The sequence below is a fragment of the Streptomyces sp. NPDC004629 genome (assembly GCF_042873595.1).
Classification (GTDB): domain Bacteria; phylum Actinomycetota; class Actinomycetes; order Streptomycetales; family Streptomycetaceae; genus Streptomyces.
In genome coordinates, this window is the sequence record NZ_JBIALO010000044.1 from 23,087 (window position 1) to 46,511 (window position 23,425).

The 23,425-nt window shown below is 73.9% G+C and carries 15 protein-coding genes; 8 read left to right on the forward strand and 7 right to left on the reverse strand.

What is annotated here, in order from left to right:
* Positions 1-29: 29 nt before the first annotated feature.
* The 6 genes from ACFYTE_RS38705 to ACFYTE_RS38730 all read right to left on the reverse strand — a co-directional run bounded on the left by ACFYTE_RS38705 (position 30) and on the right by ACFYTE_RS38730 (position 7,071).
* Positions 30-2,012: an N-acetylmuramoyl-L-alanine amidase gene (locus ACFYTE_RS38705; protein ID WP_388721192.1), complete on the reverse strand. Its 1,983-nt coding sequence runs from the start codon at positions 2,010-2,012 to the stop codon at positions 30-32.
* Positions 2,013-2,206: 194 nt separating this feature from the next.
* On the reverse strand, positions 2,207-3,709 hold the full coding sequence (locus tag ACFYTE_RS38710; protein WP_388721195.1) for a M1 family metallopeptidase: 1,503 nt from the start codon (positions 3,707-3,709) through the stop codon (positions 2,207-2,209).
* A 141-nt stretch (positions 3,710-3,850) separates the two neighbouring features.
* Positions 3,851-4,720 (reverse strand): hypothetical protein, encoded by an 870-nt coding sequence (locus tag ACFYTE_RS38715; RefSeq protein WP_388721198.1) that lies wholly within the window; start codon positions 4,718-4,720, stop codon positions 3,851-3,853.
* 359 nt (positions 4,721-5,079) lie between these two features.
* On the reverse strand, positions 5,080-5,661 hold the full coding sequence (locus tag ACFYTE_RS38720) for a hypothetical protein (RefSeq protein ID WP_388721201.1): 582 nt from the start codon (positions 5,659-5,661) through the stop codon (positions 5,080-5,082).
* A 78-nt stretch (positions 5,662-5,739) separates the two neighbouring features.
* Positions 5,740-6,216 (reverse strand): hypothetical protein, encoded by a 477-nt coding sequence (locus ACFYTE_RS38725; protein WP_388721205.1) that lies wholly within the window; start codon positions 6,214-6,216, stop codon positions 5,740-5,742.
* Positions 6,217-6,330: 114 nt separating this feature from the next.
* Positions 6,331-7,071, reverse strand: coding sequence for a DUF4142 domain-containing protein (locus ACFYTE_RS38730; RefSeq protein WP_388721208.1), 741 nt, complete (start codon positions 7,069-7,071; stop codon positions 6,331-6,333).
* Between the two features lie 220 nt (positions 7,072-7,291).
* Here ACFYTE_RS38730 and ACFYTE_RS38735 point away from each other — a divergent pair, with 220 nt between their 5' ends.
* The 5 genes from ACFYTE_RS38735 (at position 7,292) to ACFYTE_RS38755 (ending at position 14,146) form a co-directional block, all read left to right on the forward strand.
* Positions 7,292-7,915, forward strand: a complete 624-nt coding sequence (locus tag ACFYTE_RS38735) for a dienelactone hydrolase family protein (protein ID WP_388721211.1) — start codon at positions 7,292-7,294, stop codon at positions 7,913-7,915.
* A 146-nt stretch (positions 7,916-8,061) separates the two neighbouring features.
* On the forward strand, positions 8,062-8,637 hold the full coding sequence (locus tag ACFYTE_RS38740) for a TerD family protein (protein WP_388721215.1): 576 nt from the start codon (positions 8,062-8,064) through the stop codon (positions 8,635-8,637).
* Positions 8,638-8,963: 326 nt separating this feature from the next.
* A complete protein-coding gene (locus tag ACFYTE_RS38745; RefSeq protein WP_388721218.1) occupies positions 8,964-10,325 on the forward strand; it encodes a hemolysin family protein in 1,362 nt (453 codons plus the stop codon).
* The gene (locus tag ACFYTE_RS38750) at positions 10,322-11,344 is read left to right on the forward strand and encodes a hemolysin family protein (protein WP_388721221.1); all 1,023 of its coding nucleotides are present in this window, start codon (positions 10,322-10,324) and stop codon (positions 11,342-11,344) included. Before ACFYTE_RS38745 ends, ACFYTE_RS38750 begins: the two co-directional genes overlap by 4 nt.
* Before the next feature lie 543 nt (positions 11,345-11,887).
* Positions 11,888-14,146: an N-acetylmuramoyl-L-alanine amidase gene (locus ACFYTE_RS38755; RefSeq protein ID WP_388721269.1), complete on the forward strand. Its 2,259-nt coding sequence runs from the start codon at positions 11,888-11,890 to the stop codon at positions 14,144-14,146.
* Between the two features lie 163 nt (positions 14,147-14,309).
* Here ACFYTE_RS38755 and ACFYTE_RS38760 read toward each other — a convergent pair whose 3' ends face one another.
* The gene (locus ACFYTE_RS38760; protein ID WP_388721224.1) at positions 14,310-15,200 is read right to left on the reverse strand and encodes an alpha/beta fold hydrolase; all 891 of its coding nucleotides are present in this window, start codon (positions 15,198-15,200) and stop codon (positions 14,310-14,312) included.
* A 128-nt stretch (positions 15,201-15,328) separates the two neighbouring features.
* Here ACFYTE_RS38760 and ACFYTE_RS38765 point away from each other — a divergent pair, with 128 nt between their 5' ends.
* The 3 genes from ACFYTE_RS38765 (at position 15,329) to ACFYTE_RS38775 (ending at position 23,325) form a co-directional block, all read left to right on the forward strand.
* A complete protein-coding gene (locus ACFYTE_RS38765; protein ID WP_388721227.1) occupies positions 15,329-17,302 on the forward strand; it encodes a BTAD domain-containing putative transcriptional regulator in 1,974 nt (657 codons plus the stop codon).
* A gap of 247 nt (positions 17,303-17,549) precedes the next feature.
* A complete protein-coding gene (locus tag ACFYTE_RS38770) occupies positions 17,550-17,855 on the forward strand; it encodes a trypco2 family protein (protein ID WP_351742983.1) in 306 nt (101 codons plus the stop codon).
* Between the two features lie 7 nt (positions 17,856-17,862).
* Complete coding sequence (locus ACFYTE_RS38775; protein WP_388721230.1) at positions 17,863-23,325, forward strand: trypsin-like peptidase domain-containing protein; 5,463 nt, start codon at positions 17,863-17,865, stop codon at positions 23,323-23,325.
* Positions 23,326-23,425: the final 100 nt, after the last annotated feature.

The window sequence follows — 23,425 nt, forward strand, 5'->3', positions numbered from 1 at the left end:
ATCATTCGCTCCGGTGCCGGGGCGGGTTGTCACTTGGGCTGGGGTTGGGTGGGCTGGTCGGGGGGTGTGCCCGGGGCGTTGATCACGACTACGTCGCCGGCGCGGACATAGGCGAGGCGGTGGCCGAACTGGATCTCGTAGTACTCCTCGCTGCCCTTCACCACCGGGCTCGGCGAGTAGGCGAAGGTGGACCGGTCGGTGTAGGAGCCGGTCAGGCGGGCCTGGGTGACATAGCGCTGGCCCGCGTCGATGGTGTACGGCAGCGGCGCCTCGGTCGCCTTCTCGATGCCCGCCGGGTAGGCGTCGCCCTCCGGCAGGGCCCGCCCGTACACCGGGATCTCGGTCAGGCCGTCCTTCGGTGTCACCATCTTGCCCGCCGCGCCGACGGCCGTCGGGTGGCTCTTCGGGTTCTTGAACCACGCCTTGTGGCCCAGGTACCAGATCGCCGTCCAGTCGCCCTGGCGTCCGGCGACCGCGTACGTCTGGCCGGAGGAGACCCGCGAGCCCAGGTCGTTGACGTCCGTCGTGGAACTCTCCCCGTCGGGGCGCCGGCCCCGGTCCTGGATCAGCGGGGCGCTCTCGCGCGGCTCGGTGTGCAGCCGTACGGCGCTGGAGCCGTGCGACGCGCACGGCAGGCCGTCCCCGGTGCAGCCCGTGTACGTCGGCCGGTGCGTGGCGTAGTCCGTCAGGATGGTCACCATCGCGCTGTCCGCCCCGGCCGTGGCCTTCAGCGGCGCGCCGAGCAGGTCGAAGTAGTGCCGCCAGTCCCAGTAGGGGCCCGGGTCGTCGTGCATGTCGGGAATGGTGTCGCCGGTCGGTGCGGGCACGTTGTCGTGGCCGAAGATGTGCTGCCGGTCCAGCGGGATGCCGTACTTCGTCGCCAGATAGCGCACGAGCCGGGCCGACGACCGGTACATCTCCTCCGTGTACCAGGCGTCGGGCTGGGTGAGGAAACCTTCATGCTCGATGCCGATCGACCGGGCGTTCACAAACTTGCTGCCCGAGTGCCATGCCTCGTCCTTGGTCCTGATGTGCTGGGTGATGTGGCCGTCGCTGGAGCGCACCGAGTAGTGCCAGGACGCCTCCGTCGGGTCCTGGATGGTCTTGAGCATGGAGTCCAGGGACGCCTCGGTGTCGTGGATGACGATGTACTCGATCTTCTCGTCGCGGGGCCGGTCGGCCAGGTCGTGGTTGCCGTACTCGTCGTCGAACTGGACGTACGGCGCGCTGAGCCAGGAGCAGGTCACCTCCTGCGGGCACTCGACCTGCTGGGGCCGGTCCGGGTCCTTCGGTGCCTGCTGCGGGCGCGGGCGCACGCTCGGCTGGGCGGTCAGGGTGACGTGCTGCCCCTCCTCGGTGGTGCGCTGCGCGCCCTTGCGGATCAGCGCGAAGACGTCGTTCGCGAAGGTCGTCGCCGTGGCGGCGTCGGTCGAGCCCGGGAACCGGGCCACCGCCTCCCACCAGTCGGCCGGGTTGTCGCTGAGCGGCTTGCCGAGTTCCCGCTGGGTCGCCGCCAGCACCGCGGCGCCGCCGCGCACATTGGCGCCGGGGTCCGTGCGCACCCGCTCCGCCGGGGCGCCGATCAGCCGGGCGGCGCGGCGCAGCTCGGCCGGTTGCAGGGACGGGCGGCTCATCGGGAGCGGTGCCCGCGGCGGCGGCCCGGCGAGGTTCTGTTCCTCGGTCGGCGGCGGCCCCGAGGAGGCGGCGGGCGGCATCCGGGCCCCGTCCACCAGGTGCATCGGCCCGTACCCGCCGGCGACGCTCGGGGCACCGGAGTGCGTGTCCCAGCGTGACTGGAGATAGGAGACGCCCAGGAGGACGCTCTGCGGTACGTGGTACTCCTTCGCGGCGGCCTGGAAGTCATGCTGCAGGCTCCGGTCGTCCGGCGTGTCGCCGCCACCGGGCGGGATGACCAGCAGGGGGAGCGCGAGCACCGATGACGCGGCCACACAGACCGTCAGCCGGTGGCCGCGCAGGGCGATGAGGACACGGGAGGCGACACGTTTCTTCATTGCAGGTGACTCCAACGGGCTCGTCGCAACATGGACAAGCGCAACCAGGACAAGGGAGTTGCCCCGCACGCCACCTCTCATACGTTTCCCTGCCCGGCGCGCAGGCGCGCGCCGAGAGTCACCGGCGTGGACCAGCCGCGCGGCACAGGCCACCCGGTCGGCGGCAGCGTGTCCGGGCCCGGCGGCGGCCCCGTTCAGTCCTCGACCGGAGTCACCTGCCATTCGGGGTGTCCGGGCATCGGCGGGGTGTGCGCGCCGTACAGCCACGGGGTCAGAAACGGTTTCAGATCCCGGCCCGCGACCTCGGAGGCGAGCGCGATGAAGTCGCCGGTGCCGGCGGCCCGGCCCTGATAGCGCGTCACCCAGGTGCGTTCGATCCGCTCGAAGGTGTCCTCGCCGACCTCCTCGCGCAGGGCGTAGAGCACCAGCGCCGAGCCGTCGTAGCGGATCTGACGGAACAGCGAGGATCCGGTGGGCTCGGCGGGTGCCCCGTCCTCGTGCCGCCACCGGTCGTGCTGCTCGTACGCCGAGCGCATCGCGTCCTCCAGGTCGGGGCCGCCGTGCGCGTCGGTGTACAGGCGCTCGTAGAAACGGGCGTGACCCTCGCTCAGCCACAGGTCGGACCAGCGCCGCAGGGCGACGCTGTTGCCGGTCCACTGGTGGGCCAGCTCGTGCACCAGATCCCGTTCGGCGCCGACCCGGTCGCCCAGCAGGGTGGCGCTCGGCAGGACGGACAGCGACTGCGTCTCCAGCGCCACCGGCAGGTCGGCGTCCCCGACCAGTACGCCGTAGCGCCGGAAGGGGTACGGACCGAGCCGCTGTTCCAGCCACTCCAGGTGCCCCGGGGTGAGCGCCCGGTACGCGGCGGTGCCGCCGACGAGATCCTGCGGCACCGCGTCCCGCACGGGCAGCCCACGCGGGCCGCGGCCCTCGGCGAACGTGAACCTGCCGATGGCCAGCTGCACCAGCTGTGCGGCGACCGGCTGCTCGGAGTCGTAGGTCCAGCGGATCCGGCCGTCGGGCCTGCGCACCCGCTCGACCAGCCGGCCGCCCGCCACCGCGCTCAGCTCCGGCGGGGTGGTGACGCGGAAGGTGACCGGGGCGCGCAGGCTCGGATGGTCATTGACCGGGAAGACCAGTTTGGCGCCGTCGGGCTGGAGACACAGCACGGTGCCGTCGGCCGTCGGCACCCAGCCGTAGTCGCCGATCGCGTCGTCGCGGTGGCGCTGCTGCGTCGGGTCGGCGGTGTAGGAGACGTGCACGGTGAAGGCGGCGCCGTCCGGGATCGGCCGGGCCGGGGTGACGACGAGTTCGTCGCCCTCGCGCACCGCCCGCGCGGGCGCGCCGTCCACAGTGACCGTGTGCAGCGTGTTGCCCGCGAAGTCGAGGTCGAAGCGGGACAGTGCCTGGGTGGCGGTGGCGCTGATGGTGGCACCGGCGGCGAACGGCGTACGGGGTGCCCGCCAGTCGAAGTCCAGCGTGTAACGGCGCACCGTGTAGCCGCCGTTGCCGTCGAGCGGCACGAGCGGGTCGCCGATGCCAGGGGCGCCGGGGGACGGGACCGCGACCGGCGCCTGCGCGCCGGAGCCGGCGGGGGCGCGGCGGCCGTCGAGGGGGAGGGTGCCGACGAGGAGGGCGGCACCGGCGATCCCGACGGCACCGGTGAGGACGAGGGACGACGCCTTCGTGATCTTCATGGCCGCACTATGGCAGCGCTGGGTGGTTACAGCGACTTAAGTCCCTGTATGCCCCTTCTGTTCTTATTCCTCCGTCGGATGAGGGGGTGCGCAGCTGAGGGGGTGCGCAGGGGCGGAACGCCGGGGGTGCGTGATACGGCGTCAGCCCAGGCACAGCACGAGCACGCACAGCCGCGGCGGCTGCGCGGGCGGCGCCGACGGGGCGGGGCCGCTGGTCTGCGGGGTGTCCGGGTCCGGCGCGGGGGTGGTGGCGGTCTCGGGCCTGCTCGGCTGCTGTGCCGCCGTACCGGTGCGGGCCGGGTCCGACGCCGCGGCGGACGGCGTGGCGCTCGGCTGCTCCGGTACGGAGGTGACGACGGGGCGCGGCGCGCGGGCGGCGTCCGGGTCGGGGGCCGGCGACGTCGCGCGCGGCGCGGTGGCCGCCACGGTCCGCTGCCGCGGGGCGCTGCCGGTCCCCGGGTCCTGCGGGCGCGGCGCGGTGGTCGAGGTGCGGTCGGCGGTCGGCGTCGCCGCGGGGGACTGCCCCGGCAGCTCGTCCGCGAGGCCCATGCCGCGGTTGTCCGGAGCCGTCGCCGCCTGCGGCCGGGCGGCCGAATGACGGTCCATCGAGACGACGGTGAGGCCACCCCCGACAAGCGCTACGGCCGTCGCCACCACGGCCCGGCGCTGGCTCTTCTTCCACCGGGCCCGCTGCCGGCGGCGCGCCGCGCGTCCCTCACCCGTGGGCGCCGGACTGTCGACATCGTCGGCCGGGGGCGCGGCGTCAGCGGTGTCCGTGGCGTCGGGCGCGGCGCCGGGCTCGTCCGGCGGGGCCGTTCCGGGCCAGGAGTCCCACGCCGCGGGCGGCCGGGCGGCGGCGGTCTCGGCCGCGAGGACCGGCAGAGCCGGCAGGGCCGGGGCGGAGGCGGTGACCGCGGTGGTGTGCGGTGCGATGTCGGGGGCGTAGGCGCCGCACCCGGGACACACCAGGGCGCCGTTGAGGTATCGACGACACGAGGAGCAGTAGTCCATGCGCGGTCTTCCTGGATCGCTGGCGCCGTGGTCCCGTTGGGGCGCGGCCTGGTCGCGCTCGCACACCGGGCGAGCGGCCAGCAACGGTAACGAGCCTTTCGAAAGTCTGTGTGCAGCCCGTGTGCCACTCCTGCGCAGATTCACCGCATGCGCCGGCGCGGGCGTCGGTGGGCCGGTCGCCCTTGTGGGTGTGGGTGTGGGTGTGGGTGTGGGGTGTGTCTGGGCGTGGGCCGGTGGGGTGTGCGGCAACGGGGTGCCGCGGTGTGGGGTCGCCGGGTGGGGCGGGGTGTGGGGTCGCCGGGCGGGGCGGGGTGCCGGAGTGTGGTGGCGGGCTCGGGAGTGCGGGGGCGCGGCGGGGGTCAGCCCGTCTTGCCGCCCCAGCGGGTGTCGACGCGCTCCCACTCCTCGGCCCACTGCTCCATGCGGCGGTGCTCAAGCCGGGAGCGGGCGAACTGGGCGCAGCCGGCGACGCCGCCGGCCGTGGCCACCGCCACCAGGACGCCGGTCCACACCGACTGGAACGTCGCCTCGCCGCCGGACAGCGGCTTCGCGGTCAGCTTGCCGTGCGTGTCCGTCCACACGGTGACCCGGGTGCCCTGCGGTGCGCCGGGCGGCACCTGCGTCCGGGCGAGGTGCGTCGAACCGTCCGGGGACTGCCAGCGCACGGGCGCCCAGACATGACCGCCGTCCAGGGTCTGTGCGGACGGGCCGGCCGGTGCGTTCTGGGTGACGACGGCCGCGACCGGGTGCCGCTCCGTCCGTTGCCGGGCCAGATCGCTTCCCACCGTGGACGCCGCCAGCAGTCCGGCGAGCGCGCTGCCCACCAGGGCGATCACCCACGCCGCGAGCACGAGCCAGGCTTCGATCACGTCGCTGCGGCGCCTGAGCGGATTGCGGCGCCAGCGCCAGGTCCGCGCCCGGCTGAGCTGTGTCCTTGCCATGGTCGACACCCCCTTTGCGGCACCGACAGGCCAGCCCTCGCCTTTCAGTGTCCTCCTGTGACGGCGCGATGGCAGGTCCTACCCGGAGTGGTTCGCCGGCGTCGGACCGGGCGGCGTCGGGCCGGTCGGCGAGGCGGTCGCCGTGGGCAGCGGGTCGGGGAGGTCCTCGGACTGCTGCCGGGTCGCCTCGTCGGGGCCCGCCGGGCTGCCGCCCGAGCCCGCGGGCAGCAGGGAGAGGGCGGACAGGGCCAGTGCGGCCGCGGCGATCGTGCCGAGGACGCGGCCCACCCGGCGGCGCCTGGCGGGGCCGTCCAGGTCCCGCCAGGCCGGGCCGTACGACAGGTCCCGCGGCTGCCACAGCTCGCCGACCGCGTCCGGCTGCGGCGCCGCAGGGGGCGGCGCGGCCCGCTCCCGCGCGGACGGCTCTCTGGGCGCCGACCTGCGGATGGCCCGCTCGGAGTCGTCGAGGAACCGCTGCCACACCGTGTCCGGGACGGGCGGAGTGCCGTCGCCCCCGCCCGTCGGTCCTTCGCTGTCCGGTTGCCGAGTGGACACGGCAGGCCCCCTCTTCTCCTCGCCCGTAGCGTCCCCACCCGGAGGACGGCAATGGACGGCGCCGCGTTCCCTCCGGCCGGCATGCGGGTGTCCTGGAGCGTTCCGGGGAGGGCGTCAGCCTGTGGACGGGCTTGGGGTCGGGGACGTCGTGTTGATGTTCAGGTCGGGGCGTGGGGTCAGGGCGACCACCGGGGCGCCGGCCTGGGGCGGGGGCGGGGTGAGCTGTTCCTTGGGGAGCTTGGGCGGGGTGGTCTGCTGGAAGTTGACCTGGTCGAAGTTGATCACTCCGGTCTTCTCCAGGACGGTGATGTGGTCGAGAACCGTGTCGTTGGCGAGGTCGGCCAGCTCGCGCACGAGGGTGTTCTGCGTATTGGCGCGGATCTTGGCGATCGACGGGAAGATCTGCCCGTGGGTGACCCGCATGATGTTGGCGGCGGTCGTGTCGAACTGCCTGCCGGACTGCGCGGCCGAGGTCTCCACGAACTGCTGCTGTTGCGGCGTGGCCTGGTTGGGCAGGGTGATGCCGAGTTCCGGGGCGATCTTGCGGCACAGCTCGTCCAGCCCCGCGTGTCCCACGATCAGATGCTTGCCGGCCTCCTTCATCTGCGCAGTGGATCCCTTCTTCAGGGCCATCTCGCCCAGCGGGTACTCCCACAGCCCGGCGGAGCGGACCTTGACGACGAAGTCGCGGTCGGCCTCCGTGAGCGGCCCGTAGCGGGTGTTGGCGATGATCCTGGAGGGGCTGTCCGACGTGTTCTGCACGCCGAGCATCGCGGGGTAGGCGAGCGCGGTGAGGGTCATGCCCAGTGCGCCGGCCACGAAGACGGTGCCGATCGTGCTGCGGGACATGCGCATGGTGCCTCCTGGGGCGAACGACTCGTACCACGAAATACGCGGCGACCACGACGGCCGATCATTGCGCCGGGTAAAAACTGCGGCCTGCTGTGTGGCGTGCGCCACATCGCCGCGGTGCAAGAGCGCGGGCCGCCACGGATGCCGAGGTGACGGTGCGTTGTCGGAGCGGGCGAGTAGGTTCGGGCCGATCGCAGTCGCCGACGCACAGCAGGAGGCAGGGATGGCCGAGGTCGTCCTGTTCCATCACGCACTCGGGCGCACGCCGGGGGTGACCGGCTTCGCCGACGAGCTGCGGCGGGCCGGGCACACGGTGCGGACCCCGGACCTCTTCGAGGGCCGCATGTTCGACACCCTGGAGGAGGGGATGGCCCATGTCCGGCGGATCGGGTTCGGCGAGGTGATCGAGCGCGGCGCCCGCGCGGTCGAGGACCTGCCCGCCGAGCTGGTCTTCGCCGGGTTCTCGCTGGGTGTGCTGCCCGCGCAGATGCTGGCGCAGACCCGGCCGGGGGCGCGCGGGGCGCTGCTGTACTACGCGTGTGTGCCAGCCGCGGAGTTCGGCACCGACTGGCCCGAGGGCGTACCGGTCCAGGTGCACGGCAAGGAGTCCGACCCGCTCTTCGCCGGTGAGGGCGACCTCGACGCGGCGCGGGCGCTGGTCGCGTCGGCGGACCGGGCCGAGCTGTTCCTCTACCCGGGCGACCAGCACTATTTCGCCGACCGCACGCTCCCGTCGTACGACGCCGAGGCCACGCGGCTGCTCCTCGACCGCTCGCTGAGCCTGCTGCACACCTTGGACGCCCAGAACCCCCGACAGACCCCGGCTTCCGGGGGTCCGTCTGATTGATTCGCGCCGGATCGGCCCGCGGTTGTCCTTGCCGCGGCGCCTGCGTACCGGACGCTTTCGTTGTTGCGCAAGGTTGGAACCGTGGGGGGTGGGGTCCGCGTTGGAAGCAGTGACGGTACCGACGGACCACACCGGAAGGACGAGCTGTGGGAATTTCCCTCGCCAAGGGCGGCAACGTATCGCTGAGCAAGGAGGCGCCGGGCCTGACCGCCGTACTGGTCGGCCTCGGCTGGGACGTGCGCACCACGACCGGCGCGGACTACGACCTGGACGCCTCCGCGCTGCTGCTGAACACCTCCGGCAAGGTCGCCTCCGACTCACACTTCGTCTTCTACAACAACCTCAGGAGCCCGGACGGCTCGGTGGAGCACACCGGCGACAACCTGACCGGTGAGGGCGAGGGCGACGACGAGAGCATCAAGGTGAACCTCGCCGCCGTACCCGCCGACATCGACAAGATCGTCTTCCCCGTCTCCATCCATGACGCGGAGCTGCGCGGACAGAGCTTCGGCCAGGTCCGCAACGCGTTCATCCGGGTGATGAACCAGGCAGGCGGCCAGGAGATCGCCCGGTACGACCTGTCGGAGGACGCCTCGACCGAGACGGCGATGGTCTTCGGCGAGCTGTACCGGCACGGCGCCGAGTGGAAGTTCCGCGCGGTCGGCCAGGGCTACGCCTCCGGCCTGCGCGGCATCGCCGCCGACTTCGGCGTCAACGTCTGACACGGACGGCGTCTGACACGGACGACGCCGGACCCGGCGACGTCCGACCCGAGCGACGTCCGACCTGGCGATGTCCGCCCCTCGGTCTGCCCGCGGCCCGCCCGGCCGTGGGCAGGCCGGCGCCGCAGCCGCGGGGAACCTGCCGGTGGCCGCCGTCGTTGCACCGGTTCCCCCCTTGTCCCCCTTGTTCGCCTTGTTCATCGGGTCCACCCCTATTCAGGAGGAGCACAAGCCTTGTCCGCCAGATCGACGGACCCCCCGGGGCACAGTCCCCGACCATCCCGCCGGAACATTTCCGAGCACGGCACGTGGCGGGGTGGTGTTCGATGAGTGCCGCGAGCGCCTCGCTCGGCCTGCTTGCCGTGTTCGTCCTGACCGCCGCCACCGGCTATTTCGTCGCCCAGGAATTCGCCTACGTCTCCGCCGACCGGCTCGCCCTCGCGCGCCAGGCACAGGCCGGCGACAAGAAGGCCGCCCGCGCCCTGAAGGTGCTGGAGCGGCTGTCGTTCATGCTGTCCGGCGCCCAGCTCGGCATCACCGTCACCGGACTGGTCGTCGGCTTCATCGCCGAACCGTCGGTGTCCGCGCTGCTCCGGCCGGCGCTGTCCGGGCTCGGCCTGCCCGACGCCGCGGTGAGCGGAGTCTCCGTCGTGCTCGCCTTCGCCGGGGCCACGGTCGTCCAGATGGTGCTCGGCGAACTGGCCCCGAAGAACCTCGCGATCGCCGTGCCGGAGCGGCTGGCCAAGGCGCTGGCCGGGTCCACGCTGGCGTATCTGAAGGTCGTCGGCCCCGTCGTGCACGTCTTCGACGGCGCCGCGAACCGGCTGCTGCGCAAGGCCGGCATCGAGCCGGTCGAGGAACTGCACCACGGCGCCACCCTGGAGGAGCTGGGCCATCTGATCGGCGAGTCCCACCAGCAGGGCGAACTGCCCAAGGCCACCGCCGACCTGCTCGACCACGCCCTGGAGTTCTCCGAGCGCACCCTGGACGAGGTGATGGTGCCGCGGGCGGACGCCGTCTTCGTCCGCAAGGACGCCACCGCGGCCGAGGCGGTCGACCTGATCGCCGCGCACGGACACTCCAACTACCCCGTGCTCGGCGACCACCCGGACGACGTCGCCGGAGTGCTCGGCGTACGGGAGCTGACGGCCCTGCCCGCCGGGCGCCTCGCCGCCACGACCGCGGGCGCGCTGGCCCGGCGGCCCCTGCTGCTGCCCGACACGCTGCCGCTGCCGGACTCCGTGCGCCGCATGCGCGAGCAGGACGACGAGTTCGCGGTCGTCCTGGACGAGCACGGCGGTGTGGCGGGCGTCGTCACCTACGAAGACATCGCCGAGGAACTGGTCGGCGACATCGCCGACGAGAGCGACACCGTGACCGAGCCGGCCGTGGCCGACGGCGGCGGCTGGCTGGTGGACGCCGGGCGCCGACTGGACGAGATCGCCGAGGCGACCGGGATCGAACTGCCCGAGGAGGAGGACTACGACACGGTGGCCGGCCTGATCGTCGACCGGCTCGGCCGCTTCCCCGCCGTGGGCGACCGGGTCACCGTCTCCCTCGCCGACGGCGGCCGGGCCGTCCTGGAGGTCCGCGGACTCGACCGGCACGTCCCCGAACGGGTCCGCCTGGAGCGGGCGCCCACCGTCGGCGCCGGCACCGGGTCCGCGGGTGAGGAGGAGCAGGCATGAGTTTCCCGATGGCGCTCTTCGTCACCGCGCTGCTGCTGATCGGCAGCGGCTTCTTCGTCGCCGCCGAGTTCGCGCTGGTGGCCGCCAAACGGCACCGCATGGAGAAGGCCGCGGCCGACGGGCGGCGCGGCGCGAAGGCGGCGCTGGCCGGCATGCGCGAGCTGTCGCTGATGCTGGCGGGCGCACAGCTCGGCATCACCGTGTGCACACTGGGCCTTGGCTCGCTGTCCAAGCCCGCGATCTCGCACGAACTGGACCCGCTGCTGCACCGGGTGGGCCTGCCGAGCGGAGTCAGCTACGGCGTCTCCTTCGCCATCGCCATGATCGTGGTGGTCTTCCTGCACATGGTGGTCGGCGAGATGGCCCCGAAGTCGTGGGCCATCGCCCATCCCGAGCGGTCCGCCATGCTGCTCTCCCCGGCCTTCCGGGCGGTGGTGCGGGCCGTACGGCCGCTGATCCGGCTGCTCAACCGGATGAGCAACGCGCTGGTCGCGCTGTGCCGGGTCACCCCGCGCGACGAGCTGGCCGCGGTCCACAACCGCGAACAGCTCACCTATCTCGTCGTGGAGTCCGAGCGGCTGGGCCTGATCAGCAAGGGTGACTCACAGCTGCTCACCAGCTCGCTGACCGAACCGCAGAACCCGGTCGCCGCGCTCCAGGTGCCGGCCGACCTGATCACCGCCGTGCCCGCGGACGCGGACGCGGACACCGTCCTCGCCACCGCCGCGGCACACGACCGCAACCGGCTGCTGGTCCGCGACGGCGACCGGATCGTCGGCTCCGTGCACGCCCGCGACGCGCTGATCGCGCGGTCCCGGGGACGTGGCGTCACCGCCCGTGAACTGGCCCGGCCCGTACCGGAGTTGACCGACCGGGACACGGTGAGCGAGGCGATCGAGCAACTGCGCAGGCACCGGGCCTCGCTCGCCGTGGTCCGCGACGGCGACGGCCGCCTCACCGGCCTGGTCACCCTGGACGACCTGCTCGCCCGCCTCCTGCACCCCGAGCCGACGCGATGACCCCCACCACATGAGAACGGCCTGCCACGGCGCCGACCACATGAGAACGGCCATGAGGACGGCGCCGTGACGATGGCCACATGCGGACGGCCATGAGGACGGCGCCGTGACGATGGCCACATGCGGACGGCCATGAGGACGGCGCCATGACGATGGTCGCATGAGGACGGGCCGTGAGGACGGGCGCGTGAGGGCGGCCACCACGGCGAAGGCCACATGACGGCGGCGCCGTGGCGACCGGGGCCGTCGTGCGTCCCGTTCGCCGTGCGGGGCGCTCGCGCGGCGGCGGGCAGCGGGTGGACCCGGGGTGAACGCGCGGTGGCGTCGCACGGCCGTGACGCGCCTGCGGTCGGGGCGGGTGCCACCGTCGCAATGAGGCCCGGGTGACATTCGGTGCCCCAGGTGCGCTGAAGACAACAGTGCACCCATGTGTCGGGTGTGCCTCCTGTGACTTACGCCGCGGGTCCTGTGTGACCCTCAGCGGCCTTTTTAGGGGTGGATTACGTCGTGAGTCGTACGTCGCATGCGTACAGACCGTTGAACCTGAAGCGCCGGGTGTGGCTGACGCTGGGGGCGGTCGTCCTGGGTGGCGGAGGCGTGGTGACCTACGCCGTCGCCAGCCCCGCCGACGGGCACGGAGCCGCGGCCCGCACCAAGCGCCCCGCGAAGGTCTACGCACTCGCCCTGAAGGGCGCCGCGAGCAACAAGCGGGAACTGGCCCGGACGAGCACCCAGCAGTTCTCGATGCTCGGCGTCTCCTGGAAGGGCGCCGCCCAGCGGCTGGACGGGACCGCGCAGGTGCGTACCCGCGACCTGGCCACCGGCGAGTGGGGCGCCTGGCACGACCTGGAGGTGAACGCGGACCCGCCGGAGGCCCCCGAGGCCGAGGCGCGCGGCGCCTCCGAGCCGCTGTGGGTCGGTCCCTCCGACGGCGTCCAGGCCCAGGTCGTCCGCAAGGACGGTTCGACCCGCGCGCTGCCCCCGGGACTCCAGGTCAACCTGGTCGACCCGGGCGTGGTGACCGACGCCGAGCTGAAGTCCGGCGGCGACGCCGACCCGGCCGCCTTCGCCGTCACGGAGAGCCCCGGCGCCACCTCGACCGACTCGGCGTCCCCGTCGACAAGCGTGTCCCCCTCGGACTCCGCGTCCCCGTCGACAAGCGCGTCTCCCTCGGACTCCGTGTCACCCTCGGACTCGGCGTCACCCTCGGACTCCGCGTCGGCGTCCGCTTCCGCGTCGCCCTCCGCGAGCGAGTCGGCGAGCCTTCCCCCGGCGCCGCCGTCCACCGTGCCGCAGCCCCCGATGGTCTCGCGGGCCGGCTGGGGCGCCGACGAATCCATCAGCCCCGACCCCTCGGAGTACAACGCGGACGTCAAGTCCGTGTTCGTGCACCACACGGACAGCGCCAACGACTACTCGTGCGCCGACTCGGCGGCGATCGTGCGGGGCATCTACACGTACCACGTGAAGACCAACGGCTGGAACGACATCGGCTACAACTTCCTGGTCGACAAGTGCGGCACCGTCTTCGAGGGCCGCAAGGGCGGCGTCGACCGGCCGGTGCTCGGCGCCCACACCTACGGCTGGAACCGGGAGTCCGCGGGCATCGCGGTGCTCGGCACCAACACCACCGTCAGCGCCTCGAACGCCGCGCTGACCTCGATCGCCCGGGTCGCGGCCTGGAAGCTCGGGCAGTACGGCGCCGATCCGGCCGGGACCGTGCAGCTGACCGCGGGCGCGACCCAGAAGAACTACTTCGGCACCAGCTTCACCGCGGGCACCAAGTACACCTTCCCGCGGATCTCCGCGCACCGTGACGGCTACAACACCCAATGCCCCGGCAGCGCGCTCTACGCGCAGCTGCCGACGATCCGCACCCTCGCGGCCGGTCCGGTGCAGGGCCTGAAGGTCTCCTCGGTCTCCGGCGCCACCCAGAACGGCACGACCTACTACACCAAGGGCGCCGTCACCGTGAAGTGGTCGGCCACCACGCCGGCCTCGCTCATCTCCAAGTACCAGCTGCTGGTCGACGGCAAGACCGTCGCCACCCTCGCCGGCTCCGCCACGTCCGCCGGCACCACGCTGGCCGTGGGCAGCCACACGGTGGCGGTGCGGGCCGTGCACCAGTCCGGCAGGACGGCCACCAGTGCCTCGGTGAAGGTCGTGGCGGACACCACCGCACCCACCTTCACCAGTTCGCCGAAGCTGTCCCTGCGCACCGGGACCGTCAACACCACCGCCGTCCCGGTCGCGCTCGGCTGGAAGGCGGCCGACGAGACCGCCCTGCGGCAGGTGAAGCTGCTGTCCCCGACGGCCGTCACCTTCGGCCCGACCACCACCAGCTCCAACCGCACCGCCCCGTCCGGCTCCGCCACCACCTGGTCCATGCGGGCCTACGACTGGGCCGGCAACTACCGCACGTCCTCGCCCTCCTACACCCCCGTGATCCTCCAGGAAAGCTCCGCCACCAAGACCGGCACCTGGTCCACCCGCTCCAGCTCCAGCTACCTCGGCGGCAAGTCGTACTCAAGCTCCGCCAAGAACGCGAGCCTCACCTGGACCTTCACCGGCCGCTCGGCCGCCTGGGTGGTCTCCCGCGCCTCCGGCTCCGGACAGGCGTACGTGTATGTCGACGGCACCAAGGTCGCGACGGTCGACCTGAAGTCGTCCAGCACGCTGTACCGACAGGCCATATGGACCAAGACCTGGTCCAGCAGCGCCAAGCACACCGTCAAGATCGTCGTGGTCGGCACCAGCGGCCGCCCGACCATCACCACGGACGGCCTCGTCTACATCAAGTAGCTGTCACCAAGTAGCCGTCATCAAGTGGCTGTCACCAAGTAGGTGTCACCGAGCAGCCGTCGCACACCGGTCGCACACGGTCCCGCGGAGCACGGTCCCCCGTGCTCCGCGGGGCCGTTCGCGTGTCCGTCGGCGCGCCCGGACGTCGTCTGCGGGTGCGCGGTCAGCGCTTCAGGAGGTCGCGCAGCGCCGCGGTGACCGCCGTCGGGTCCTCCTCGGCCATGAAGTGCCCGCACGCGACGGTGCGGTGGTCCAGGTCCGGGGCCCAGGCCCGCCACAGGGCCGCCGCGTCATAGCCGAGGGCGGCGCCCCAGTCCTGCTGGAGCACCGTGACGGGCATGCGGAGCACGGCGCCCGCCTCCCGGTCGGCGCGGTCGTGCGCCACGTCGATGCCCGCGGAGGCCCGGTAGTCGGCGACCACGGACGGTACGGCCGCCCGCGCCGCCGCCAGATAGACCGCGCGCACCTCGGCGGGGATCGCCTCCGGGTCGCGGGTCCACACGTCGAGGAAGTGGCCGAAGAAGGCGTCCGGCGCCCCCGCGATCAGCCGCTCGGGCAGGCCCGGCGGCTGGGCCATCAGATAGAGGTGAAAGGCGACGGCCGCCGAACTGCCGTGCAGGACCTCCCACATGTCGAGGGTCGGCAGGACGTCGAGCAGGGCCAGCCGGTCGACCGCCCCCGGATGGTCGAGGCCGGCCCGGAAGGCGACCAGCGCCCCGCGGTCGTGCCCGGCCAGGGCGAACCGCTCATGACCCAGGGCACGGGCCAGCGCGACGATGTCGGCGGCCATGGTGCGCTTGGCGTACGTCGTCCCGTCGGGGCTCTCTGCGGGCTTGTCGCTCGCGCCGTAGCCGCGCAGGTCCGGGCAGATGACGGTGTGGTCGGCGGCGAGGCCGGCGGCCACGTGCCGCCACATCAGGTGGGTCTGCGGGAAGCCGTGCAGCAGCACCACCGGGGTGCCGCTGCCGCCGACGGCCGCGTGCAGGGCGACGCCGTCGGCGACGGGGACGCGGTGCCGTGCGAAACCGGGGATCGTGGTGTCGTGTGAGTCCATGCCCCCGAGGCTGCCGCCCGTGAATCAGCATCCGATCAGTACGGCGCGGCACACGGCGGCACATGGCGGCACACGCCGGCAGGCGGCGGCACGGGGTGGCGCGGCGGCGGACACAGGGAGGCGGACGTATGGAGCGGGTGGTGTTCCGGGTGCTCGGCGCGGTCGCGGCCGAGCGCGAGGGTGCCCCGGTCGCTCTGAAAGGCCCGCGTCACCGTGCGGTGCTGGCCCGGCTGATCCTGGCCCGCCGCCGGGTCGTGCCCGTCGAGCGGCTGGTCGCCGACCTGTGGGAGGAATCGCCGCCGAACGCCGTCGGCGCCCTGCGGACCTTCGTCGCCGACCTGCGCCGCGCCCTGGAGCCGGAACGTCCGCCGCGGGCGCCCGCCCGGCTCCTCGTCACCGAGGGACCCGGGTACGCGCTGCGGGCCGCGCCCGGCTCCGTCGATGCCCGGCGGTTCGAGGACGCCGTCGCCGACGCCGCCGCGCTGCCGCCCGAGCCTGCCCTGGAACGGCTCGGCGCGGCGCTCGCGCTGTGGCGCGGACCCGCCTACGCCGACTTCGCCGGCCAGGACTGGTGCCGGGGCGAGCGGGCCCGGCTGACCGAACTGCGGCTGCACGCGGTGGAACGGCGGGCCGAGACACTGCTCGCGCTGGGCCGGCCGGCCGAGGCGGTGCCCGACCTCGACGCGCACAGCGCCGGTCACCCCTGGCGCGAGCACGCCTGGCGGCTGCTGGCCCTGGCCCTGTACCGCACGGGCCGGCAGGCGGACGCGCTCGCCGTGCTGCGCCGCGCCCGCACGAGCCTGGCCGACGCGCTCGGCCTCGACCCCGGCCCGGAGCTGCGCCGCCTGGAAGCGGACATCCTCGCCCAGGACCCGCGCCTGGACGGCCCGGCCGAGCCGCTGGCCGAGCCGCCGGCGGCGGCCCGGTTGTGGGCGCGGGCGACCGAGGCGTACGACCGGACGGTGGCCGCCGGCGCCCGGGCCCGACTGGAGTCGACCGTCGGCCTGCTCAGGAACCTGGCGGTCACCGGCGGCGGCGGTCTCGCCGAGTCCCGCGAGCACCGGCTCGCGGCCGTGACCGCGGCGGAGGAGACCGGCGACCCGGAGCTGACCGCCCGGGTCATCGGCGCCTTCGACGTGCCCGCGCTGTGGACCCGCGCCGACGACCCACAGGCCGCGTCCCGCATCGTCGCCGCGGCCGAGCGCACCCTGACGGCGCTGCCGCAGGACGAGTCGTACGAGGCGGTCCGCTGCCGTCTCCTCGCCACCGTCGCCGTGGAGATGCGCGGCACCCGCTCCCCGCGCGGCCCGGCCGCCGCACGGCAGGCCGAGCGGATGGCCCGCCGCCTCGACGACCCCGCCCTGCTGGCGTTCGCCCTCAACGGCGTCTTCATGCAGTCCTGCACCCGCGCGGGCCTCGCCCCGGTCCGGGACGCGACCGGCGCGGAACTCGTCGCGCTCGCCGCCCGGCACGGCCTGGTCACCTACGAGGTGCTCGGGCATCTGATCCGGGTGCAGGCACGGGCGGCCCTCGCCGACTTCACGGCCGCCGACGCCCACGCCGCCGCCGCGGACCGGCTGTCCCGGCGGCACGAACTGCCGCTCGTGGCCGTGTTCACCACGGGGTACGCGGCCCTGCGCGCCGCCGCCACCGGGACCCCTGCGCGGGCCGAGCGCGCCTACCGGTCCCTGTACGCCGCGCTCGCCGACTGCGGCATGCCGGGCCTCACGGCGGGCCTGGTCCCGCTGACCCGGCTGTCCCTGACCCTGCGTCCGGGCCGCCGCCCGCGCGACGCCGACGTCGACCTCGCCGAGGACTGGGGCCCCTACCGCCCGTGGGTCCGGCCGCTGGCCCTGCTGCGGGCGGGCCGGACCGAGGAGGCCCACGCGGCGCTACGGGCCCTGCCGGAGCCGCCGGCCGACCTGATGTACGAGGCGCTGTGCTGTCTGACGGCCGCCGCCGCCCTGCAACTCGACGACCCCGCACTGCGCACCGCCATCGCCACCCGCCTGGCCCCGGCCACCGACGAACTGGCAGGCGCCCCAACAGGCCTGCTCACCTTCGGCCCGACCCCCACCTGGACCGAAGCCCTACTGACCTGACGGCGACTGCCACCGCGGCAACGGGTCCGCTCCCGCTCGGCCCGACCACCACCTGCCCAGCGGGTGCCCCCCAGAACGCGGTGGTTCTCGGTCGAAGACCCGTCCCGGGGGCGCCGTTTCAGCCGTTGGTGGGCCGGAGGCTCCCCGTGGGGATGTGGCCGGTTCATCCTGTCGTCGCCTCGTCATCTGAGACACTGCACTCACGCCACAGGCGGCAGACTGATTCCGCGTCGTTCCGGGGGACCGTATGGACATCGAACTGGCCGATCTGCTCACGTCACTTCGGTCGGAGATCGACCGTGCCCGGCTGGCGGCGGCCGGCCAGGACGTACGGTTCCGGATCAACTCCATCGACCTGGAACTCCAGGTCGCGGTGGAGAAGACCGCCGAGGCCAACGCCGGCGTACGGTTCTGGGTGGTCTCCCTCGGCGGCAAGGGCGGCGGCAAGTCGGCGCAGACCCACACGGTCAAGCTCAGCCTGGCCGCCGAGACGGACACCGGCGAGCAGGTCCTCACAGGCGACGACGTGTCGAGCCTCTTCCCCACCGGCTGACCGCTGGATGAGCCCGCTGGACAAACGCAGGGTCGCGCAGGTCGTCGTCAGACGGGACGGCAGCATCGAGTACGGCTCGGGCTATCTGATCAGCGCCCGGCTGGTCCTCACCGTGGAACACCTGCTAGGCCGGGCCACGGACCCGGCCTGCACGGTGATGCTCGGCCGGCACAAGGACGAACTGCCCGCCACCGTGGTGTGGCGGGGCACCCGGCAGGACATGGCGCTGCTGCGCCTCGACAAGGCGCCCGCGGGCCTCGGCTCCGTACCGCAGGTCGTCTTCGGCAGCCTGCCGGACGCGGTGGGCGGTGTGCCGTTCACCGGCATCGGCTTTCCCGCCTTCGCCCAGCGGGCCGCCTCGGAGCGGTTCGAGGGCTTCGACCGGCGGGACACCCATGAGGTCACCGGACGCGTCCAGCTCGGCTCCAACATGAAGTCGGGGCTGCTCGACCTCGCCATCACCTCGCGTTTCCCCCACGAACGGGGCCCCGACGGCCAGGACGCCTGGCAGGGCATGTCCGGCACCGCCCTGTTCGCCCACGACAGGTTCCTGATCGGGGTGCAGTCCCACCGGCTGCGCGCCGCGGGGCCGAACAGCGCGGAGGCCCAGCCGGTGGCCGAGGCGCTGCGCGACCCCGGGTTCGTGGCCGTACTCGCCGACAACTTCGTACGGCCCAGCGCGGTGCCGCTCGACCCGCCCGCCCGGGAACCCGTGCGCCGGCTGCGGGCGGTGATCTCCCAGAGCGAACTCGTCGAGGGCTTCAGTGACTTCGAGAAGAACCTCACTCCGGAGCGGCTGCCGTTCGTCTCACCGGGCAGCGACAACGAGGCATCCCCGAAGAAGCTGCTGACCAGACTGGTGATGTCCGAGGACCGGGGCGTGCTCCTGGTGGGCACGGCGGGCACCGGCAAGAGCCGCACCGGCCTGGAGGCGGGCCGGCTCGCACTGGAACAGGGCTGGCGCGTGCTGCACGTCCTGCCCCACAAGGAGAAGGAGAAGGAAAACCAGTCGGTCATCGAGCAGATAGCCGACCAGGCCTTCGCGGAGCCGACCCCGGTCCTGCTGGTGGTCGACCTCAACGAGACCAGCCTCGACCTGCTGGCCCTGCGTCACCACCTGCTGCCCGAAGCCCGCCGCCGCGGCGTCCCCCTGGCGCTGCTCGCCTCCGCACGGCCCGGCTGGCTGCTGAAGGCCGATCGCGCGCTGGTGCACGAGCTGTTCGACGAGGTGAAGCTGCGGCAGGACGAAGCGTTCCAGCGGCAGGTCACCGACAACGTGCTGCGGACCCTCGCCCCCACGGCCATCCGGCAGCTGGGCCGGGACCGGATGCTCGCGGTCAGCGGAGACCGCCCCATCGTCGCCCTGCTGATCGCCCGCGAGATCGAGCGCCGCGTCAACGCCGGAGTGCTCTCCATGCCGGAGACGGCGGGGCTGCGGGCCGGCGGCGAACTGCCCGCCTGGCTGCACAGCCGGCTCAGCGAGGACGAACTCGCCGTGCCCGGCCGCCCGAACATCTACACCCCCGCCCGCGCCTCGCACGGCCTGGTGGCCGCGGCAGCCGCCGCCGCGGCCTGCCCGCAGGAACACGCGGAGGTCGTGGCGGCCGCGCACGCGGCGGTCGCCGACGCCACCGGCGAGGTGCCCGCCGCCGGGGACGTGGTGGCGACGCTGGTGTCGCTGGGCTGGCTTGAGGACGAGGACGGGGTGCTGTCGGTCGCCCACGACATCGTCGCCGACCAGCTCGTCGAGTCCGTCATACTGCCCGAGCCCGACTCCGCGCCGGACGTCCCCGGCACCCACGCACTGCTCGCCGGCTGCCTCACCGGCGCCCGCACCGTCGGCCGGTTCGCCGTCAACATCGGCCGGCTCGTCAACGACCTGGTCCTCGCCGACCGGGCCGCCGCGAGCGCGGCCGTGCTCGACGCATGGTTCACCGAACACGCCACCGACGTCGGCCGGCTGATGCGGCACGACTCCGACGTCGGCGGGTACGCGCTCGGCGCCATCTGCTCCGGACCGCCCTGGTCCGCCTCCGCCGTGCACAACTGGGGGCAGGTCGTCAGCCCGTGGCTCGCCGACCACGGCGCCGGCCACGACGCCCGGCACGTGCTCCACCGCGGACTGCGCCATCTGCCGGGCGACGGCGCCCTGTTGCTCGTACCGACCGCACTGGCGTGGCTGAAGACCCACGGTCTGACCAGCGAGGCCAACTATGTCGCGGGCCCGCTGCTCTCCCGTACCGACGTGCCGACCGAGGCCGTGCAGCAGGCCGTCACCACCGCGCTGGCCTGGCTCGACCGGCACACCACGCACGCCGGCGCCGGCTACGTCATCAGACCGCTGCTCGCCCGCACCGATCTGCGCGCCGACGACGCCCAACGGGCCCTCGCCGCCGCGTTCGTATGGCTCGACCGCTACACCGCGACGCACAGCGCCGGCTACGTGCTCAGCACCCTCCTGCCGCGCGCCGACCTGAACGCCGCGGACGCCGGGCGGATGCTGTCGGTCGCCCTGGCCTGGCTCGACCACCATGCGACCGCGCCCGACGCCGGGCACATCCTCCGGCCGCTGCTCTCGCGCGCCGACCTCGGCCCCGGCGACGCGAGCCGGGCCGTGCGGGCCGCGCTCACCTGGCTGGACCTGCACGGAATCACCGACCGGGCCACGTTCGTCCTCTCCCCGCTGCTCGCCCGCACCGACACGGACGCCGACGCCGCCCGGCGGGCACCGGCCGCGGCCCTGCGCTGGCTGGACCAGCACGCCACCACCGCGGAGGCCCGGTTCGTCCTCGGCCCGCTGCTCGCCCGCACCGACCTGGCCGCCGAGGACGCCGCCCGGGTGCTGGCCACCGCGCTGGTCTGGCTGGAGCGGCACGCCACCGCGGCCGACGCCGAGTCGGTCCTCAGCCGCCTCGTCCAACACTCCGGCCTGGCCGCCGAGGACGCCGCGCGGGTGCTGGCCGCCGCGCTGGTCTGGCTGGAGCGGCACGCCACCACGGCCGACGCCGAGTTCGTCCTCAGCCGCCTCGTCCTGCGGACCGATCTGCCCGCCGCCGACGCCCGGCGGGTCACCCGCGCCACCCTCGCCTGGCTCGACCGGCACACCACCGCCGAGCGGGCCAAGTACCTCCTCGGCCGCCTGCTCACGCTGCCCGACCTCGCCGATGCCGATGTGCGGCGGCTGGTCCTCGCCGCCCTGGCCTGGCTCGACCAGCACGCCGCCGACGACTCCGGGCACGTCCTCGCCCCGCTGCTCTCCCGCACCGACCTCACCCCCGAAGAGGCCCGGCAGGCGGTGACGGCCGCCCTGACGTGGCTCGACCAGCGCATGATCGGCGACGCCGGCTATGTCCTCAGACCGCTGCTCGCCCGGTCCGACCTCACCGCGGCCGACGCCCAGCGGGCGATCCGCACCGCCGTGGCCTGGCTCGCCCACTACGAGACCACGCTGGGCGCCGGTTACGTCCTCAACGTCATCCTGGCCCGCGGCGACCTGACCCCCGACCAGGCCCGGCGGGCGCTCGCCGCGGCCCGCGCATGGCTGGAGCGGCACACCGCCACACCCGACGCCGGATACGTCTTCGGCCGGCTGATCGCCCACCCCGACGTCCCGCAGGGCGAAGCACAGGAACTGCTGCCCGCCGCCCTCGCCTGGCTCGGCGACCACCTCACCGCGCCGGAGGCCCGCCACGTCCTCGACGCCCTGGACGCCCGCACGGACCTCGGCACGGACGACACCCAGCGGTTCGCGTCGACCGTGCTCACCTGGCTCGACCACCACGCCAGCACCCTGAGGGCGCAGTCCGTGCTCAACACGTTGCTCGCCCGCAGCGATCTCACCGCCGACCAGGCCCGGCGGGCCGTCGCCGCGGCGCTGCGCTGGCTCGACGGTCATCTCGCCGGGCCCGGCGCCGGCTACGTTCTCAAACCGCTGCTGGCCCGCGCGGACCTGCCCCCCGACGCCGCCCGGCGGGCCGTCACGGCGGCCCTCACCTGGCTCGACGACCACGCCACCGGGCAAAGCGCCCAGTTCGTCCTGAACACCTTGCTTGCCCGCCCCGATCTCGGCGCCGACGAGGCCCCGCGGGCGCTGGCCGCCGCCTACCGCTGGCTCGACGGGCACGCGGCCCTGCCCGAGGCGCGCTTCGTCCTCGACCCGCTGCTGGCCCGCTCCGACCTCGGCCCGCAGGCCGCACGGCGGGCCGTCGCGGAGGCCGCGGCATGGCTCGGCCTCCATGCCGCCACGCCCGGCGCCGGCTACGTCCTCGTCCCGCTGCTGGCCCGCGGCGACCTGCCCGCCGAAGACATCCAGCGGTCGGTCGCGGCCGCCCTGGTGTGGCTGGACCACCACGCCACCACACCGAAGGGCCGGTTCGTCCTCAACGCCCTGCTCGTCCGGACCGACCTGCGGCCCACGGACGCCCAGCGGTCGGCCGTCGCCGCCCTGGCCTGGCTCGACCGGGGCGCCCTCGACATCGTCGCCGGCTACGTCCTCAAACCGCTGCTCGCCCGCGCCGATCTGACCGACGAGCACGCCCGGCGGTCCGCGACCGCCGCGCTCACCTGGCTCGACCGGCACACGCTCACCGTCGACGCCGCCTATGTGCTCGGGCGGGTGCTCGCCCGCACCGACCTCAGCGCCGATGACGCCCGGCGCGCACTGGCCGCGGCCTCCGCCTGGCTCGACGAGCACGCGTTGCTCGCGGAGGCCCGCTTCGTGCTGGACCCGCTGCTCGGCCGGCCCGAAGCGACCGAGGACCAGGTCCGGCGGTCCGCCGCCGTGGCGCTCGCCTGGCTGGACCGGCACGCCACCGCCTTCGGGGCCGGCTACGTCCTCAAACCACTGCTGGCCCGAGCCGACCGGCCGGCCGACGACGTACGGCGTGCCGCGTCCGCCGCGCTCGACTGGCTCGACCGGTACCCCCTCGCGCCGAGCGCCGCACATGTGCTGCGACCGCTGCTCGAACGCACCGACCTCACACCCGACCACGCCCGGCGGGCGACCGCCGCCGCACTACGCTGGCTCGGTGACCACGCGCCCGCCCCGCGGGCCCGGTTCGTGCTCGGCCCGCTGCTCGCCCGCGGCGACCTGCCCGCCGAGAACGCCCCCGCGGTCCGCGCGCTGGCCCTGACCTGGCTGGAGGACCACGCCACCGTCGCCGGCGCGCCGATCGTCCTCAAACCGCTCCTCTCGGACGCCGGACTCGGTCCCGCCGACGCCGCGCGAACGGTCTCCTTCGCCTTCGCCTGGCTCGGCGAGCATGCGTCCGCGGCACGGGCCCGGTTCGTGCTCGGCCCGCTGCTGGCCCGCGGCGACCTGTCCGCCGGGGAGATACGGCGGGCGATCGCCCTCGCCCTCGCCTGGCTGACCGAGCACGCCACGACGGAGAAGGCCACGACCGTCCGCGACGCGCTGCGCTCCCGCCCCGACCTCACCCCCGAAGAACTCCACCACCTGAAAGGCCCATGAAGCCCGTCCCACGGACAGCCCCTTGCCCACCCTGCGCCGGCCGGGATGAGCCGACCGGCGCTGCACCCCGGCCCTGGGCGATGATCACCGCTCACCGACC